Origin of the sequence: Legionella sp. km772 (assembly GCF_003989735.1) — a bacterium.
Classification (GTDB): domain Bacteria; phylum Pseudomonadota; class Gammaproteobacteria; order Legionellales; family Legionellaceae; genus Legionella.
Genome location: NZ_RZGQ01000003.1, coordinates 39,958 through 56,927 on the forward strand (window position 1 = coordinate 39,958; position 16,970 = coordinate 56,927).

The window sequence follows — 16,970 nt, forward strand, 5'->3', positions numbered from 1 at the left end:
GATAAGGTGAAAGTATGCATCATTTGCTTAGTTTATTAATTTGGTTACCCATTCTTGGTGGCGTTTTTGTCCTTTTAACTGGGGATGAAAACAATCCCAATGTATCGCGTTACCTCTCATTATTTACAGTCGTCCTGAGTCTTGTACTCTGCATTCCTTTAGTGGCAGGCTTCGATGTAAATAGCTTTAATATGCAATATATTGAAGAAATAGCGTGGATGCCCTCGCTAGGGATTAACTACACTATTGGTATCGATGGTTTGTCATTACTGCTCATTGCCTTGAGTATATTTACTAACCTGATAGTAATTCTTGCTACTTGGACGAGCATCAATAAAAAAGTTGCCCAATATCTTAGTGCATTTTTAATTATGCAGGGCTTATTAGTTGGCGTATTCTCGGCTATGGATGCTATTTTATTCTATATCTTCTGGGAAGCGACTCTAATACCAATGTACTTAATTATTGGGATCTGGGGTTCCGATAATCGCGTTTATGCAGCCATTAAGTTCTTCTTATACACCTTTTTAGGCTCGGTGCTGATGTTGGCTAGCTTTTTATACATGGGCTATATCGCAGGTTCATTCAAAATTGAAACCTTTTACGCGATTAAATTAGGAATGACTGCACAAACCTTAATTTTTATCGCTTTTTTCTTAGGTTTTGCGATAAAGATACCCATGTTTCCAGTGCATACCTGGTTACCCGATGCCCATACCGAGGCGCCAGCCGGTGGTTCTGTGGTTCTGGCAGCTATTTTGCTAAAGCTAGGTGGTTACGGTTTTATTCGCTTTACCCTGCCTATCGTTCCTGATGCAAGTGCTAAATATGCAGGCTTAATGGTCGCGTTATCGTTAATTGCGGTAGTCTACATTGGTCTTGTCGCCATTGTGCAAAAGGATATGAAACGTCTTATTGCTTACTCGTCTATTTCACATATGGGTTTTGTAACCCTTGGATGTTTCGCCATATTTAGCATTGCTAATAAGACAGGTTTAAATAATGCTGGTCTCATTCTTGAGGGCGCCATTGTGGTAATGATTTCTCATGCCTTTGTCTCGAGCGCTATGTTCGCAGGAGTCGGCTATATTTACGAGCGGATGCATACTCGCTTACTCTCAGATTTTGGCGGCATCGTCAATACTATGCCTATTTTTGCTTCATTTTTTATGTTGTTTGCGATGGCCAATGCTGGTTTACCTGGAACTTCTGGGTTTGTAGGCGAGTTTATGGTTATTTTAGGAAGTATCAAGGCTGGATTCTGGATTGCTTTTTGGGCTGCAACTACGTTGATTATCGGCGCTGCTTATACCCTTTGGATGTATAAGCGGGTTATATTTGGTGCTATAGCCAACCCCAAAGTAGCTGCGTTAAAAGATATTTCTGGTTTTGAATTGAGCGCTTATGTTTTACTGGCGTTGATGGTGATAGCGATGGGTGTTTATCCTAAGCCTATGCTTGAGTATGTACATCAAACAGTAAGCCATACTTTAGCGCTTGCTGATAAGTCCAAATTGTAACATTGCAAGGTAATCAAAAATGATCGCATTATTAGATAATATACATGTAGCACTTCCAGAAATGATTGTGCTTGCCACCGCATGCCTTGCATTGCTTGCGGATCTATTTTTACGCCAGCGCTTTAAGTCAATTGCTTATACAGTAGCCTGTATAGGGCTATTATTGGCTTTGGGTGTCAGTAGCTTATATTTAGGTGATTTTAAAGTTCTTATTTTAAATGGTCTGTTCATTAGTGATGATGCTGGGCATTTAATGAAAATCTTCATTTATCTAACAGTCTTCTTAAGTTTTGTGTATGCGCAACATTACATCGATGAACGTAAAATGCCCAGTGGCGATTATTATGTTTTAGGCTTGTTCGCAACCTTGGGAATGATGGTTTTGGTTGCCTCCCATTCACTACTAACTATCTACCTTGGTTTAGAATTAATGTCATTACCACTTTATGCAATGACAGCCATAAGACGGACGAATAGTGATGCATCAGAAGCAGCCATCAAATACTTCGTGATGGGGGCTATTGCTTCTGGTATGTTGCTGTATGGGATTTCTTTAATCTATGGGGCAACAGGGAAACTCGATTTATTAGAAGTTGCTAACGCAATCAATGCTAATTGGCAGCAGCAAAGCAACTTACTGGCTTTTGCTCTAGTATTTATTTTCGCTGGTGTAGGATTTAAATTGGCCGCCGTTCCTTTCCATATGTGGGCGCCCGATGTTTATCAAGGAGCGCCAAGCTCAGTAAGTTTATTTATAAGTACGGCCCCTAAAATTGCAGCACTGGGCATGGCCTTCAGGCTACTCACCATCGGTTTTATCGACCTTAGCGCGCAATGGCAACAAATACTTTTGGTGATGTCTATATTATCAACTGGTTTAGGAAATCTTTTTGCCGTTGTACAAACCAATATCAAACGCTTATTTGCTTATTCAGCCATAGCCCATATTGGTTATTCATTATTTGGTATTTTAAGTGCATCAGCAGCCGGTTATTCTGCTGCACTCTATTATATTGTGGTTTATGCGCTGATGTCAGCGGCCGCGTTCGGCTTAATTGTTTTAATGTCGTCACAAGGTATGGAAATTGAATCTATTGATGATCTAAAGGGGCTTAATAAAAGAAGTCCATGGTTAGCATTTATGATGCTTATCGTGATGTTCTCAATGGCTGGGGTTCCTCCAACCGTGGGCTTTTTTACTAAATTACTGGTTTTAAAAGCTTTGGTAGATGTACAGCTAACTTGGGTAGCTATTTTAGGCCTCGTCTTTACCGTGATCGGCGCTTATTATTACCTACGAATTGTCAAAGTGATGTATTTTGATCAACCTATGAGTAGTGAGCCTATTGTAATTAGTAAAGCCAATAGCCTGGTGTACTCTGTAAATTGTTTGGCTTTATTGTTTCTTGGTATATTCCCAAGTGCCTTAATTTCTTTATGTATGAATGCATTTGCATAATTTATTCATAAACTTTAAGAAAGGGCTTGCTATAGTTAAGAACTCTCAGTATAATTGCTTTCAGTTGACGCGGGGTGGAGCAGCCTGGTAGCTCGTCGGGCTCATAACCCGAAGGTCGTAGGTTCAAATCCTGCCCCCGCTACCACCTATTTAGAACCCCATTTATGGGGTTTTTTATTATGTTTAATAGCGCATTACTCGAATCTACATCATTCAACGGTGTGGCCGGGTTCGCCCTTTTTTTTATTTGTTAATATATATGATACGAGATGAATTAGTACAGTTGCTGTCACCTACTATTAACAATATGGGATATGAGCTTTGGGGTTGTGAATTTCTTTCTCAAGGGAAACATTCTTTATTAAGAATCTATATAGATAAGGAAGATGGTATCGGAATAGAAGATTGCCAAGCAGTGAGCAGAGAAGTTAGTGCCTTGCTTGATGTAGAAGATCCAATCCCTGGTAATTACAGCTTAGAAGTATCTTCTCCTGGTATACCTAGACCTTTATTTAATAGTGAGCAGTATCAGCGTTATATTGGGCAGGAAGCACAAATTAAAACGTTTAAGCCTGTGAATGGTAAACGCAAGTTGTTAGGTATTATTGTCTCTGCAACCGAGAGTTCAGTAGTGCTGGATATAAACAATGAACATCAAGAACTGCTTTATTCAAATATTGTGAAAGCAAGTTTGACAGTCTAGAGAGGCGAACAATGAGCAAAGAATTGTTATTAGTTGCTGAGGCATTATCAAACGAAAGAGGTGTTAGTAAGGACGTAATTTTACTAGCCATTCAGGCCGCATTGGAGTCTGCTACTCGTAAAATGTTTAGTTTGGATGTAGGCATACGGATTAAATTAGATCCACGCACAGGCGAATATGAAACATTTAGATATTGGGATGTCGTTGATGAGGATGAGCTAGAATTTCCTGATCGTCAATTAACTCTTGAACAAGCCCAAGAACGCAATCCTAAAATTTCCCTACACGAGCGAATTGAAGAGTCCATTCCTTCTATTGAGTTTGGCCGTATTGAAGCACAAACCGCTCGCCAAGTAATTATGCAAAAAGTAAGGGAAGCTGAGCGTGATTTAGTTATTGATCAATTCCGCAGTAAATTAGGCCAACTTATTTATGGTACGGTGAAAAAGGTAACTCGTGATAACATCATTATCGATTTAGGTGGCAAAGCTGAAGCATTTTTACCACGGTCCGAAATGTTGCCTCATGAAATGTTTCGTCCTAATGATCGAGTGAGGGCTTATTTATATGACATTACCCCTCAGTCACGTGGACCGCAATTATTTGTAAGCCGTACCCGTAATGAAATGCTAATCGAATTGTTTAGAATCGAAGTGCCTGAGATTGGCGAAAATATAATTGATATCAAAGCTGCTGCTCGTGATCCAGGAAACCGCGCTAAGATTGCGGTTAAAACCAATGATGGCCGTATTGATCCAATTGGTGCTTGTGTTGGAATGCGAGGCGCCCGGGTTCAAGCTGTTTCTAGTGAGTTGGGTGGCGAGCGTGTTGATATCGTCCTATGGGATGATAATCCTGCTCAATTAGTTATTAACGCGATGGCACCAGCCGATATTTCTTCTATCGTTGTCGATGAAGATACCCATACGATGGACTTGGCGGTCGAAAAAGAACAATTATCGCAAGCAATTGGCCGGAACGGGCAAAATGTTCGACTAGCTAGCCAACTTACTGGTTGGACATTAAATGTAATGACTACTGATGAATTTGAAAATAAAAATCAGGAAGAGTCGAGCAAAATCATCAAATTATTTACAACTGCGCTTGAAATAGATGAAGAGATCGCTAATTTATTAGTAGCTCATGGTTTTTCTTCTTTAGAAGAAATCGCCTATGTTCCAAAAGATGAATTGTTAGCGATTGAAGAATTTGATGAAGAAATCATTGAAGAACTACGCAATAGAGCGAATGACACCTTATTGACTATGGCTTTATCCTCAGGAAAAGGATTGTCTGGTTCTCCCGATGATTCATTATTGATGATGGATGGCATGACCGAAGATTTAGCCAATAAATTGGCAAACAAGGGCATTAGCACCATGGAAGATTTAGCAGAATTATCAGTAGACGACTTACTAGAAATTGATGGTCTTAGCGAAGAGAAGGCTGGCGCTTTAATTATGAAAGCTCGCGAACCTTGGTTTTTATAAAGATTAATTAACAAGCATACAATCTGGTGAGAGTAGTAATAGAATCAATGAAGCTTATCCAGTAGCTTAGAGGGGATAAAAATATGGCGGATGTGACGGTGAAACAATTAGCTCAAGTCGTTGGTATCCCGGTTGAGCGCTTATTAAACCAGTTGCAGGAAGCAGGATTATCTTTCACTGATGATCACCAGACTGTAAATGAAGATCAAAAGCGTATTTTGCTTAATTATTTGAAAGGCAGCTCTGCAAAAGATGTGCGTGTGACGCCTGAACGAATTACTTTACGTAAAAAAAGTATGTCTCAAGTAACAGTAGGACATGATAGTCATAGTGGTAAAACGGTAAACATTGAAGTGCGGAAGAAAAAGACTTTTGTCAAACGAAGTTCTATTCCTGAGCAACCTGAAGTAGAAGAATTGCCTGTAGAAGAAACGGTGGTCGATGTGGTAAATGAACAGCTAGAGCCTGTTCTTACTCATGAGGAGCCGAGCGCTAATGAGCAGTTGCACAGTGATGAGACCGTTCAGACAGCAACGGAAATTGAAGCGGCTCAACCTGAGACCTTGGCTGATACCTCCTCAGTAGAATCCTCTGAAAATCCTACCTTAGAGAGTATTGAATCTACTGCAACAATTCCGACTGATACTCCAGTAGAAGCTACCCCTGAAGCAGGCCATAAAACGCATAAAGAAGAAAAACACGAAAAACCAGCTAAAAAGAAACATCCTGAAATGACTAATAATGATTCGGAATCTTCTGATTTTAAGAAGGTTAAGAAAAAGCCTAAATACCAAAATTTCGAACGCGAGGAAGAGGATCAAGAAAGTCATCATCGGGGTGGACGAAATAAATTTAAAAAACGTAAAGGTCAAGAAAAATCGGATAGATATCGCGAGGCTGAGGAAAGTCTTACTCATGGCTTTGCTCTACCTACTGCCCCTGTGGTTCGTGAAGTCCTTATACCTGAAACCATTACGGTTGCTGACCTAGCAAAACGGATGTCGGTTAAAGCGGCAGAAGTAATTAAAGTGATGATGTCCTTAGGCGCTATGGCCACTATTAACCAAGTCATTGATCAAGAAACTGCGGTTATTGTTGTGGAAGAGATGGGCCATAAAGCGGCTATGTTAAAAGAAGATGCGATAGAAGCAGGTTTAGGTGAATCTATTTCTCATGGTACGAATACGGAGTCAAGAGCTCCGGTGGTAACCATTATGGGGCACGTGGATCACGGGAAAACCTCTTTACTCGACTACATTCGCCGTACTAAGGTAGCTGCAGGCGAAGCAGGTGGTATTACCCAGCATATTGGTGCTTATCACGTGAGTACCCCGAAAGGTGACATTACCTTCCTAGATACGCCAGGCCACGCTGCCTTTACTGCGATGAGAGCTCGTGGGGCGCAAGCTACTGACATCGTTGTGCTTATCGTAGCTGCTGATGATGGTGTGAAACCGCAAACCATAGAAGCAATTCAACATGCTAAAGCGGCAAAAGTCCCTATTATTGTAGCCATCAATAAAATGGATAAACACGATGCTGATCCTGAGCGGGTAATGAATGAGTTATCTAATTTTGAAGTCATCCCGGAAGCTTGGGGTGGAGATACTATGTTTGCCCATATTTCCGCTAAATCAGGTTTGGGGATTGATGAGCTTCTCGATGCTATTTTATTACAATCTGAAGTTTTAGAATTGACAGCTCCGACTGACGGTTCAGCTAAAGGGGTGGTCATTGAGTCGCGCTTAGACAAAGGACGCGGTCCTGTTGCCACAGTATTGGTACAAAGTGGTACTTTAAGAAAAGGTGACATCCTCTTAGCTGGCTTACAATATGGTAGGGTCAGAGCTTTGGTAGGCGATAATGGGGATCTAGTTGAGAGTGCTGGCCCCTCTATCCCAGTGGAAATTTTAGGTTTATCTGCTATTCCTCATGCGGGCGACGAGGCCATTGTAGTGCCGGATGAAAAGAAAGCGCGGGAAGTAGCTTTATTTCGACAAGGTAAATTCCGCGATGTTAAGCTAGCTCGTCGTCAGAAATCATCCATCGAAGGCATCATGGAGAATATGACCGCTGCAGAATCAAAGATCTTAAACATTGTCTTGAAAGCGGATGTGCAGGGTTCTTTAGAAGCTATCTCTGATGCGCTGATTAAATTATCGAATGACGAAGTAACGGTACAAGTCATTGCTAATGGCGTAGGTGGAATAACCGAGTCAGATGTCCATTTAGCAATTGCTTCTAATGCAGTTCTAATCGGATTTAATGTGCGCGCCGATGGTGGTGCTAAGAAATTAGCTGAGCAAGAATCAGTAGCCTTGCATTATTTTAGCGTAATTTACGACATAGTTGACCAAATAAAAGGTGCTCTAACCGGGATGTTGGCTCCTCAGTTTAAAGAGGAAATCATCGGTACGGCTGAAGTACGTGATGTATTTAAGTCACCTAAAATTGGCGCTATTGCTGGCTGTATGGTTGTTGAGGGTATAATTAAACGTAATAACCCCATCCGTGTTTTACGCGCTAATGTGGTGATTTATGAAGGTACTTTAGAATCATTACGTCGTTTTAAAGATGATGTTGTTGAAGTACGTCAAGGTTTTGAATGTGGTATTGGGGTGAAAAACTACAATGATGTGAAACCTGGCGACTTGATTGAAGTATATGAAACTATAGAAATTAAGCGTGATTTATAAATGAGTAATTTTAAAAGAACGGATCGAGTTGCGGAAATGATCCAGCGCAAATTAGCACAAATTATTCCGCAAGAAGTAAAAGATCCACGCCTAAAGGGCATTATTACTATTTCAGCAGTAAAAGTTGCTGCTGATTTAGGCCATGCAAAAGTCTATTTTACGGTTTTTAATGATGATAAAACGCTGGCTGCAACTATTTTGAATGCAGCTGCAGGTTATCTTCGTAGTGCTTTAGCGCGTAGTATTACCTTACGCACAGTTCCCCAACTACATTTTGTTTATGATGAATCAATCGAATACGGTGAGCGCTTAAGTCGATTAATTGATAAAGCAAATGACATAAACCCTGACGATAATGCCAATAGCGGAACCTAAAAAACCAATAAACGGGATTTTGTTATTAAATAAACCGCAAGGAATCACATCGAATAAGGCCCTGCAAAAAGCTAAAGGCTTATATCAAGCCAAAAAAGCGGGTCATACTGGCAGCCTTGACCCTTTGGCGACGGGTATGCTCCCTATTTGTTTCGGTGAAGCGACTAAAATTTGCCAATATTTTTTAGATGCAGACAAATGTTACCAAACCACCGGAATTTTAGGGGTGAAAACTAATACCTCTGATTCGACCGGTGAAATTACTCATCAAGTAGATGAGTTTACTATTAGTTCGGCAGAACTTAATCTTGTTTTGGATAAGTATAAAGGAGACATAGAGCAGGTGCCATCAATGTTTTCTGCTTTAAAACATAAGGGGCGGCCACTTTATCACTATGCCCGTAATGGCCAAGAAATTCAACGGCCCGCCCGTAAAATATCAATAAGTGAATTAAGCTTAGAGCAATTCGATGGAGTACATTTTGATTTAATGGTACTTTGCAGTAAAGGGACTTACATTCGTAATCTCGTAGAGGATATTGGAGAGAGCTTAAATGTAGGCGCCCATGTAAGTCGTTTGCACCGGGTTTATACCTCAGGCTTCGAAAACAAGCCGATGTATTCTTTAGAAGAGTTAGCTGAGCTGTCAGAGGGACAACGGCTAGAGTGTTTAATCCCGATGGATACGGCGATTGATTATTTTCCTAGTCTCGTTCTCGCAGATGAAGAGGTGTTGGTTTTGCGTCAAGGTCGAATACTTAGTGCGCATTTACCCCCTCAGAATAATGTTGAACAGCTGCGTTTATATGATAAAACCAAACAATTCATCGGTTTGGGCGATAGGCTAGAGAATGGTGATATTAAAGTTAAACGTTTACTATCGTTTTAACGCCAATTGTAGCTTTCGGAGTGTTTAATCTAAAAATAACAATGGGGCTTTATCTAATTTTTGTAAGAAAGTATACTGATTAACCAGCAAAATAGACGGGACAGACCACCAAGATCAAGCGCTTAATAACGAATTTTGGGAAAAATATCAATTTTTTTACAGAAATTATTTTCCAGCTCTTGTTTCATGGAGAATGCCTTGGTAGAATGTCCGCCTTTAAATGAACATTTAGTAGTTCCAGGAGTGTATAATGTCGCTAAATAGCGCAGATAAAGCAGCAATTATTAGTGAGTACAAACGTGCCGATAAAGATACTGGTTCACCAGAGGTACAAGTTTCTTTGATTACTGGTCGTATCAAGTATTTAACTGACCACTTTAAAGCTAATCAGAAAGATTTCCATTCTCGACGTGGTTTACAAAGCCTAGTTAATAAGCGCCGTAAACTATTGAAATATTTAAAGCGTAATGACAGTGCTCGTTATCAAACCTTAATTCAAAGTCTTGGATTAAGAGATTCTTATTGATAGAGTTTCTTTATGCTCTTGAGCTACATCAACGCTCTACAGTCGTTTAAAATAAAAGGCGCAGTATTATGCGCCTTTTTTCGTTATAAAATTTACTAATGAGGAACATTACGTGAAAATTACAAAACAAGTAGCTTTCGGTGAACATACCCTAGTTCTAGAAACCGGAGAAGTCGCTCGACAAGCCGATGGCGCCGTATTAGCAAGCATGAATGGCACTCAAGTATTAGTTACTGTGGTTGCAAAAAAAGATGGTGCGGAAGGTAATGACTTTTTTCCTTTAACGGTTAATTATCAAGAAAAATTTTATGCGATAGGTAAAATCCCTGGTGGTTTTAATAAGCGTGAAGGCAGACCCAGTGATCATGAAACCTTAGTTTCTCGTCTCATTGATAGACCCATCCGTCCTTTATTTCCTGAAGGCTTTCATAATGAAGTCCAGATTATTGCCACGGTTCTCTCTTTAAATCCCGATGTGTCCTCAGACATCATCGCCATGATTGGCGCATCTGCTGCGCTTGCCATTTCTGGCGTGCCTTTTAGCGGGCCGATTGGCGCTGCGCGCGTAGGTTATAAAGACGGTATTTATTTATTAAATCCCAGCAAAAAAGAGTTAGAAGATTCCCAATTAGACCTAGTGGTAGCCGGTACTAAAGACGCTATTTTAATGGTGGAATCTGAAGCTAAAGAATTAAGCGAAGAAATCATGCGTGGCGCTATTATGTATGGCCATGAAATGATGAAAAATGTGATTAAAGCTATAGGCGAATTAGCCGCCGAAAGCGGTACTGAGCGTTGGAACTGGCAAGCAGGTGAAACGGATGAAGTATTACGTTCACGTATTCATGATATGGCAAAACAAGAAGTAGAAGCGGCTTATTTAATTAAGGACAAGCAACAGCGTTATCAGCGTCTTGGTGAGTTAAAAGAACAAACCATTGCTGCTTTAACTGCTGAAAATGATGAATTAAAATCCGATGTGATTGCGAATTTATTCACAGCGTTGGAAAGCTCCATTGTCCGTAATCGAATTTTAGACGGTGAGCCTCGCATTGATGGCCGCGATCAAAAAACGGTTCGCCCCATCTCTATCCGTACTAAATTTTTAGAAAGAACCCACGGTTCTGCCTTATTTACACGCGGTGAAACCCAAGCCATTGTGGTTGCTACTTTAGGTAATGAGCGTGATGCCCAAACTTTAGATGGGATTAGCGTTGATACTAAAGATCGATTTATGCTGCATTATAATTTCCCTCCTTACTCGGTAGGTGAAACAGGGCAAGTAGGTAGCCCTAAACGCCGCGAAATTGGCCATGGCCGGCTAGCTAAGCGGGCGCTTATGGCTGTATTGCCTAGTGCCAGCGAATTTCCTTATGTCTTACGGGTTGTATCTGAAATTACTGAATCTAATGGTTCAAGCTCTATGGCTACTGTTTGTGGTAGCAGTTTAGCATTGATGGATGCTGGCGTACCTTTAAAAGCACCTGTAGCCGGGGTTGCCATGGGTTTGATCAAAGAAGGCGAGCGATTTGCGGTATTAACGGATATTTTAGGTGATGAAGATCATCTGGGTGATATGGATTTTAAAGTAGCAGGTACTTTAAATGGTATTACGGCTCTGCAGATGGATATGAAAATTACCGGCATTACCAATGAAATTATGGAGCAAGCTTTAGAGCAAGCATTAGCCGGACGTATCCATATTCTAGGAGTAATGAATAATGCGCTAGCCGAGCACAGAACAGAGTTATCTCAACATGCTCCGCGGATTACCACCATGAAAGTAGCGGAAGATAAGATTCGTACTATTATTGGTAAAGGTGGTGCAACAATCAAAGGCTTAATTGAAACAACTGGGGTTTCAATTGATATCGATGATAGCGGTGTTGTTCAACTATTTTCTCCTGATGCCGAAGCTTTAGAAGAGGCACAAAAGCAAATTAAATTGCTCATCGCTGAAATTGAAGTGGGACAAACTTATCAAGGAAAAGTAAGTAAAATCGTTGATTTCGGTGCCTTTATTAATCTCTTGCCTGGTAAAGATGGTTTATTACATATTTCACAAATTTGTTCTGATCGCAGCCAAAAGGTAGAAGAGATTTTACAAGAGGGCCAGGATATTGAAGTATTTGTTGCTGGCATTGATAAACAAGGTCGCGTCAAGTTGGAGTGGAAAGATAAACCGCAAGCGGCTACTCCAGAAAAAACTGAAGAGCAGGCTGCTTCTGAGCCCTTAGAAGTAGCTGAGCTTCCTCATTCCTCAGAAGAAGAGTAATCTTCTTAGCGATAACTAGGGGCCTGGATGCCCCTAGTTATTTTCTTTCTGAAATGAAGACGTACTTTAATTCGCCTTAATCGATATGTTTTACCAGAACACCTAGTTTACCTCTCTTTTTATAAGCAAGGGCTTTAACTCACTTAGTAATTGAGTACCTAAACCTCGACTTGCCCCCCTACTCAATGATACTTATAAGCCTCACCTGCGCGAGAATTTTTCTTTTGGTTTTATACCTTATTATGTTTATTCGAATATACTTAATTAAAAAGAAAAATAGTAATTAGGAAAAGTGACTATGGATGGGAAGGCACTTGGTGAATTATCCAGTATAGGCGTTGAGCAAGTTAATGAGTTCGGTGAGCGTTATTTTTCAAACCTCAATTTTAACTCCTTTTATAAGGTCAGCGCGCAGGATTTATATGAGCAAGACTTTGATGATTTATTCAAAAAAAACGCTCTTTATGTGATTGTAGGAACGGACTCAGGCCTATTTCCTAAATATATTAAACATAAGGGGATCCCCGATGGGAGTCGATACATCTTTATTGAGCCGAGTGCTATCTTATCAGAGCTTTTAAAAGCTAAAGTCCTCAACACCACCGAACTCAATTTTGCGTTTACTGATGAAAATACCTGGATCGAAGCTATAGAGGCGTTTAAAGGTGAAGAGTATTTTTATTTAAATTCTGTCCATATCAATTATGCCTATTGTACTAAAGAAGATAATCTAAATATTTATATGGATTTATGTTGGTATGTAGATGAGAAGATAAGGCAATTACATTATGAATATAGGGTTACCATCGGTACAGAACAGTTTATTGTGCAGCAGCTATTAAATTTAGTTGATAACCAACATCCAGCGATGCATTTAGCCGGAGCATTTAACGGAAAAACCGCCTTTGTTTTAGGTGGGGGGCCTTCCTTAGATGAGGCTTTGCCTTGGCTGTTAAAAAATCGTTCTTGGGTAGTCCTCTTGGCTGCTTCTAGGATTTCGAAACGATTATTGGACCTTGGGATTGAGCCCGACTTTATTATCTCAGGTGATCCTTTTTACCTAAATTATTCAGTGAGTAAAGATATTTATAATTTCAGTACCAAACCCATCCTCATTCATAGCTGCTATGTTTATCACCCTTTATTAAGCCAATGGCAAGGGCGTTCTTTCTATTTAGATAATCGTCTGTTTTGGAATGCGGCCATCAATGAAGACAATTTAATCTCTAACCCGCCTACCGTTTCGAATGCCGCACTCGGTGTGGCTTTACAGATGGGATTTTCGCAAATTTTTTTAGCAGGTGTTGATCTGTGTTTTACGAAAGATGGATTTACGCATGCGCAAGGGAGTAATGAATACGCGGCCGGCGCACGTTTTAATTTAACGGGGATTGAAGTTGAAACTTATGACCATACTAAGTCACCCACCGCCTTAGATTATCGATTCGCCAGGGACTTTTTAGAGCGTCAAGTACAAGATATTGCACCTAATCGGGTATATAATATTTCTTTGCATGCTGCAAAAATTGCTAATATAAAATACATGCCGTTATCGCAAATAACACTAGATAAAAAAGATATTGATATTAATGCTATTGTTACGCCCTTATTTATAAAAAACGTCAATATAAATTATTTCCATGACCTTAGGCAGGAACTCAATAAAGCACTCTATCAATTTAAGGAAATTCACAAATTAGCTACTACCGCCTTAAAATACAATAACGAACTTTATGGCGAAGATGGAACCATTAAAGATTATCGTATAAAGAAAAAATTAGATAAAATCGAAAAATTACTTGATCATCAATATCATGATTACTCTGAGATAGTGAAAGCTTTTGGTTTAAAGCAATTTATCCAATTTATAAAACCGCACGAGGAAATAAAACCCTTAACGAGTATTGATGAGCGAATAGAGCTGGCCCAAGAGTTAAAAGAACGGCTGGATATTTATTATAATTCTTTTATAGATGGCAGCAAAAATTTAATCAAAATAATAGAGCGTATTCATCAAATACTTAGGGCACGGGAAGAAGAGCAGAAAGCGGCGCCTAATTGGGATTTAATTATTGAATCTTGTAGAGCCGAACAAGCTTATGGGCGAGTTTATATTTGGGAACAATTAGAAAGTGCCAAGTACCTAGCTGCTGAACACCAGAAGGTATTTGCTGAATTTAAGCTCAAGTTTGCAGAAACCTTGGCTGATGCTCAAACTTTAGTTTTTCAAAAGATCAAAAAAAGAAATAGCTTGTCTTTGGCCAATCATCGTGCAAGTACTTTATTTAAGCAGAAAAAGCTCGAAACTTTAAGGAATATGCTTCCCGCTTTAGATAAGCATTTTGAGGCAGATAAAGTTGCTCCCTATCATTTTTTAATCCAAGGTTATGTTGCTGAATTAGAAAATGATAAAGAAAGGGCCTTAAGCTATTATCAACAGGTACTCGAAGCTGGTGCTGGGCCTTTAAAGGAAGCCTTATTACGCATTGTGCATTTAGATTTTCAAGAACAGGCTAATGAAGGGTTGGGACATCAGGCTTTAGAATGTTTGGCTCAGCTCGACCCCCGTTATTTAGTTTTTTATGCCGAAAGTTGCCGGATAAAAGGCAATGTTGCTGATGCAATAAACCTTTATATTAAATATTTGGCCATTTTCCCAGGGGATTGGCAGTCTTCACTGGCATTAGCCGAATTATTTTATCAACAAAAAATCTATGAAGGTACTGCCCTTTTATTAAAGCAAGTGTTAGAAAAAAATCCAACGCAAAAATCCGCTTTATTATTGAAGCAAAAATTAGATGCTGTACAAGGATAAAGGCCAGCGTTCCTGCAATGAGGGATTTATAGACGCGTATAAAAGCAGATTAATGGTGATTAATCATCTAAATAGGTCATCGTGCCATCTTTGGCTAAAGATTTAGCCAAGCCATTATGCTCCATATGGGCATTAATGGTTATAAGCTCGGGCTGTTCTCTTAATAAGCTTAAAACATCCTCCATAGTAAATTGGCTATTTTGTGGATAAAGCTTTTGGTATATGCGCAATACGAAATCAAAATCTTCCGGATAATCCACGGTCCATCGTAAATGAGAGAGATTTTCGGTATTGCTTAGTTTACCCAGTTTAAACAATTCAGGATGTTGATAAATGAATAAAGTAACGTGCTCTCTTTGGGAGCGAAGTTTTGCTTCGTAATAGGCTTTTTCTAATGCACTAAAACGAATTACTTCCGCACTCATCCCTACGGGAAAAAGGGAGGTTGAGGTGTAATCATTATCCTTGTTTAAATGCTCCTCAACTACTTTATCGATAATAGAAGGATCCAGCAGAGGGCAATCCGCTGTTAGTCGCACCACGTGGCTGGCTTGATAATGTTTGGCGCATTCATAATAGCGATTTAAAACATTGTTTAAACTGCCTCGAAAAACCTCTTGCTTGTTCTGGATAAAATAGTTTGCTAAAGGATCATCACTGATATCTGTACTGGTCGCCATAATAGCTAGATCTAAAGACTGCGCCTGTTGCATTCTTGTCCATTGATGCCAAACCATGGGATAGCCTAGAATAGGTTTTAATACTTTTCCAGGACATCTTGAGGAGGACATCCGTGCTTGAGTGATAGCAATAATCATTTCTTACTCGCTAATAATGTCGTCTTGGCTTAAAGGCGTGCCATATTTTAGATCCCGTTTAGCCTTCGCGCCAATAACCTTCGTTAAATACCTGGGATGTAAGCCTAGTGCCGGCCTGACCGAGCGTATATTTTCATAGCTTAAGGTTTCACCTTGTTTAATATCTTGTACTACATAAAGTGAGCGACGAAAGGTTCGACCATCTATTTCACTGGCTTTAATGCTATAGTCTACTTTACCCAGAGCTTGATAAGCTCGCTTTGCCTGAAATACCAGCTCTTTGAACTCATCAGGATATAAGGAGAAGGCGCCATCGACAGAGTTTTTATCTAAGGTAAAATGTTTTTCGATTAAGCTTGCGCCAAGAGCCACTGCAGTGACAGAAGCAGTTTGATCGATGGTGTGATCACTTAAACCAATTGGAAAAGAAAAGCGTTGTCTTAAATCGGTAATAGTATTTAAATTACAGTCTTCAATAGGGGTAGGGTAACCACTGATGCAATGGAGAACAACGAGCTCACGGCCCCCATTATCAAACACAGTTTCGACTGCCTCTTCAATTTCATCTAAGGAAGCAAGCCCTGTAGAGATAATAATCGGTTTTCCTGTAGAGGTGACTTTTTTAATTAGTCCTATATCAGTAATTTCATAAGAGGCAATTTTATAAGCAGGGCAATTAAGATCCTCTAAGAGATCCACCGCCGTATCATCAAAAGGGGAGGAAAATAAAGTAATGCCATGGGCGTGGGCCCGTTCAAATAAAGCTTGGTGCCACTCCCAGGGGGTATGGGCCTCTTCATATAAATCATACAAAGTCCTATTCGCCCATAACCCTTTTTTGATCAGAAACTCTGGTCCATCATGCTTTAAAGTTATCGTATCGGCTCTATAGGTTTGAATTTTAATAGCTTCCGCACCAGTTTTTGCTGCTTGATCAATTAAATCCAAGGCTTGATTGATATCACCTTGATGGTTGCCTGAAAGCTCGGCAATAATATAGGGAGGATGGCCTGGGCCTATTGTCCGTCCGTTAATGGTGACGGTGGTTGAAAATTGTTTGAATTTATTCATCTTGAGCGGTCCTTGTTTTATCACACAACTATGAATAAGCTATCCATAATTAAAATATATTCTTAATATTGGCACAGGAAAACAGGATTGTCAGGTAGGGCGAAACGGCAACCTTATTCATTTCTTTTAACGGGCTAGTTTTGTTTTATTTATTAGATTTGCGCAAATACGGCATCCAGTGCAGGTAAACTAAGCCCTGCTTCAACGCTTCTTAATAACTCATGTTACGCACGGTCAATTTTAAGCTGCCATATTTTTAAGCTCCTGCCAAGCAATCTGGTTCGCTCTAAGAATCAATTTGTACTTAATAGCAAAGTGATTTAAATGAGTTTT

11 protein-coding genes, 1 tRNA gene and 2 pseudogenes are annotated in these 16,970 nt (G+C 39.9%); 12 read left to right on the plus strand and 2 right to left on the minus strand.

The genetic code is table 11. The features are described from left to right. The first annotated feature begins 14 nt into the window (after nucleotides 1-14). The 12 genes and pseudogenes from ELY15_RS01010 to ELY15_RS01060 all read left to right on the plus strand — a co-directional run bounded on the left by ELY15_RS01010 (nucleotide 15) and on the right by ELY15_RS01060 (nucleotide 14,748). Nucleotides 15-1,520, plus strand: coding sequence for a NuoM family protein (locus ELY15_RS01010; protein WP_127097796.1), 1,506 nt, complete (start codon nucleotides 15-17; stop codon nucleotides 1,518-1,520). Nucleotides 1,521-1,539: 19 nt separating this feature from the next. Beyond that, on the plus strand, nucleotides 1,540-2,979 hold the full coding sequence (gene nuoN / locus ELY15_RS01015) for an NADH-quinone oxidoreductase subunit NuoN (RefSeq protein ID WP_127097797.1): 1,440 nt from the start codon (nucleotides 1,540-1,542) through the stop codon (nucleotides 2,977-2,979). A gap of 68 nt (nucleotides 2,980-3,047) precedes the next feature. Further along, nucleotides 3,048-3,124 (plus strand) — tRNA-Met (locus tag ELY15_RS01020). Between the two features lie 114 nt (nucleotides 3,125-3,238). Then, complete coding sequence (gene rimP / locus ELY15_RS01025; RefSeq protein ID WP_127097798.1) at nucleotides 3,239-3,682, plus strand: ribosome maturation factor RimP; 444 nt, start codon at nucleotides 3,239-3,241, stop codon at nucleotides 3,680-3,682. A gap of 11 nt (nucleotides 3,683-3,693) precedes the next feature. Then, nucleotides 3,694-5,172: a transcription termination factor NusA gene (gene nusA, locus ELY15_RS01030; RefSeq protein WP_127097799.1), complete on the plus strand. Its 1,479-nt coding sequence runs from the start codon at nucleotides 3,694-3,696 to the stop codon at nucleotides 5,170-5,172. An 83-nt stretch (nucleotides 5,173-5,255) separates the two neighbouring features. Further along, nucleotides 5,256-5,598, plus strand: a pseudogene (locus ELY15_RS16710) (translation initiation factor IF-2 associated domain-containing protein); the annotation flags it as partial. A 257-nt stretch (nucleotides 5,599-5,855) separates the two neighbouring features. Further along, nucleotides 5,856-7,868: pseudogene (infB, locus tag ELY15_RS01035) on the plus strand (translation initiation factor IF-2); the annotation flags it as partial. Next, nucleotides 7,869-8,243 carry a 30S ribosome-binding factor RbfA gene (gene rbfA / locus ELY15_RS01040; RefSeq protein WP_127097801.1) on the plus strand — a complete coding sequence of 125 codons (375 nt, stop codon included), beginning with the start codon at nucleotides 7,869-7,871 and terminating at the stop codon, nucleotides 8,241-8,243. It abuts the pseudogene before it with no gap. Next, nucleotides 8,224-9,132, plus strand: a complete 909-nt coding sequence (gene truB, locus ELY15_RS01045; protein WP_127097802.1) for a tRNA pseudouridine(55) synthase TruB — start codon at nucleotides 8,224-8,226, stop codon at nucleotides 9,130-9,132. The genes rbfA and truB overlap by 20 nt, the downstream gene beginning before the upstream one ends. A 250-nt stretch (nucleotides 9,133-9,382) precedes the next feature. Next, nucleotides 9,383-9,658: a 30S ribosomal protein S15 gene (gene rpsO, locus ELY15_RS01050; protein WP_127097803.1), complete on the plus strand. Its 276-nt coding sequence runs from the start codon at nucleotides 9,383-9,385 to the stop codon at nucleotides 9,656-9,658. A gap of 112 nt (nucleotides 9,659-9,770) precedes the next feature. Beyond that, a complete protein-coding gene (gene pnp / locus ELY15_RS01055; protein WP_127097804.1) occupies nucleotides 9,771-11,933 on the plus strand; it encodes a polyribonucleotide nucleotidyltransferase in 2,163 nt (720 codons plus the stop codon). A 298-nt stretch (nucleotides 11,934-12,231) separates the two neighbouring features. Next, entirely contained in the window at nucleotides 12,232-14,748 is a 2,517-nt protein-coding gene (locus ELY15_RS01060; RefSeq protein WP_127097805.1) for a 6-hydroxymethylpterin diphosphokinase MptE-like protein, read from the plus strand. Nucleotides 14,749-14,807: 59 nt separating this feature from the next. On the opposite strand, the gene ELY15_RS01065 is transcribed toward ELY15_RS01060, so the two are convergent. Both ELY15_RS01065 and pseI read right to left on the minus strand, forming a co-directional pair. Next, complete coding sequence (locus ELY15_RS01065; RefSeq protein ID WP_127097806.1) at nucleotides 14,808-15,566, minus strand: cytidylyltransferase domain-containing protein; 759 nt, start codon at nucleotides 15,564-15,566, stop codon at nucleotides 14,808-14,810. A gap of 3 nt (nucleotides 15,567-15,569) precedes the next feature. Beyond that, a complete protein-coding gene (pseI, locus tag ELY15_RS01070; RefSeq protein WP_127097807.1) occupies nucleotides 15,570-16,637 on the minus strand; it encodes a pseudaminic acid synthase in 1,068 nt (355 codons plus the stop codon). Between the last annotated feature and the right edge of the window lie 333 nt (nucleotides 16,638-16,970).

Excerpts from the sequence above, each read along its gene's own strand:
- ELY15_RS01065 (WP_127097806.1), bottom strand. The coding sequence starts at position 15,566 with ATGATTATTGCTATCACTCAAGCACGGATGTCCTCCTCAAGATGTCCT.
- ELY15_RS01010 (WP_127097796.1), top strand. The coding sequence starts at position 15 with ATGCATCATTTGCTTAGTTTATTAATTTGGTTACCCATTCTTGGTGGC.
- ELY15_RS01060 (WP_127097805.1), top strand. The coding sequence starts at position 12,232 with ATGGATGGGAAGGCACTTGGTGAATTATCCAGTATAGGCGTTGAGCAA.
- nuoN (WP_127097797.1), top strand. The coding sequence starts at position 1,540 with ATGATCGCATTATTAGATAATATACATGTAGCACTTCCAGAAATGATT.
- pseI (WP_127097807.1), bottom strand. The coding sequence starts at position 16,637 with ATGAATAAATTCAAACAATTTTCAACCACCGTCACCATTAACGGACGG.
- nusA (WP_127097799.1), top strand. The coding sequence starts at position 3,694 with ATGAGCAAAGAATTGTTATTAGTTGCTGAGGCATTATCAAACGAAAGA.
- rbfA (WP_127097801.1), top strand. The coding sequence starts at position 7,869 with ATGAGTAATTTTAAAAGAACGGATCGAGTTGCGGAAATGATCCAGCGC.
- truB (WP_127097802.1), top strand. The coding sequence starts at position 8,224 with ATGCCAATAGCGGAACCTAAAAAACCAATAAACGGGATTTTGTTATTA.
- rimP (WP_127097798.1), top strand. The coding sequence starts at position 3,239 with ATGATACGAGATGAATTAGTACAGTTGCTGTCACCTACTATTAACAAT.
- rpsO (WP_127097803.1), top strand. The coding sequence starts at position 9,383 with ATGTCGCTAAATAGCGCAGATAAAGCAGCAATTATTAGTGAGTACAAA.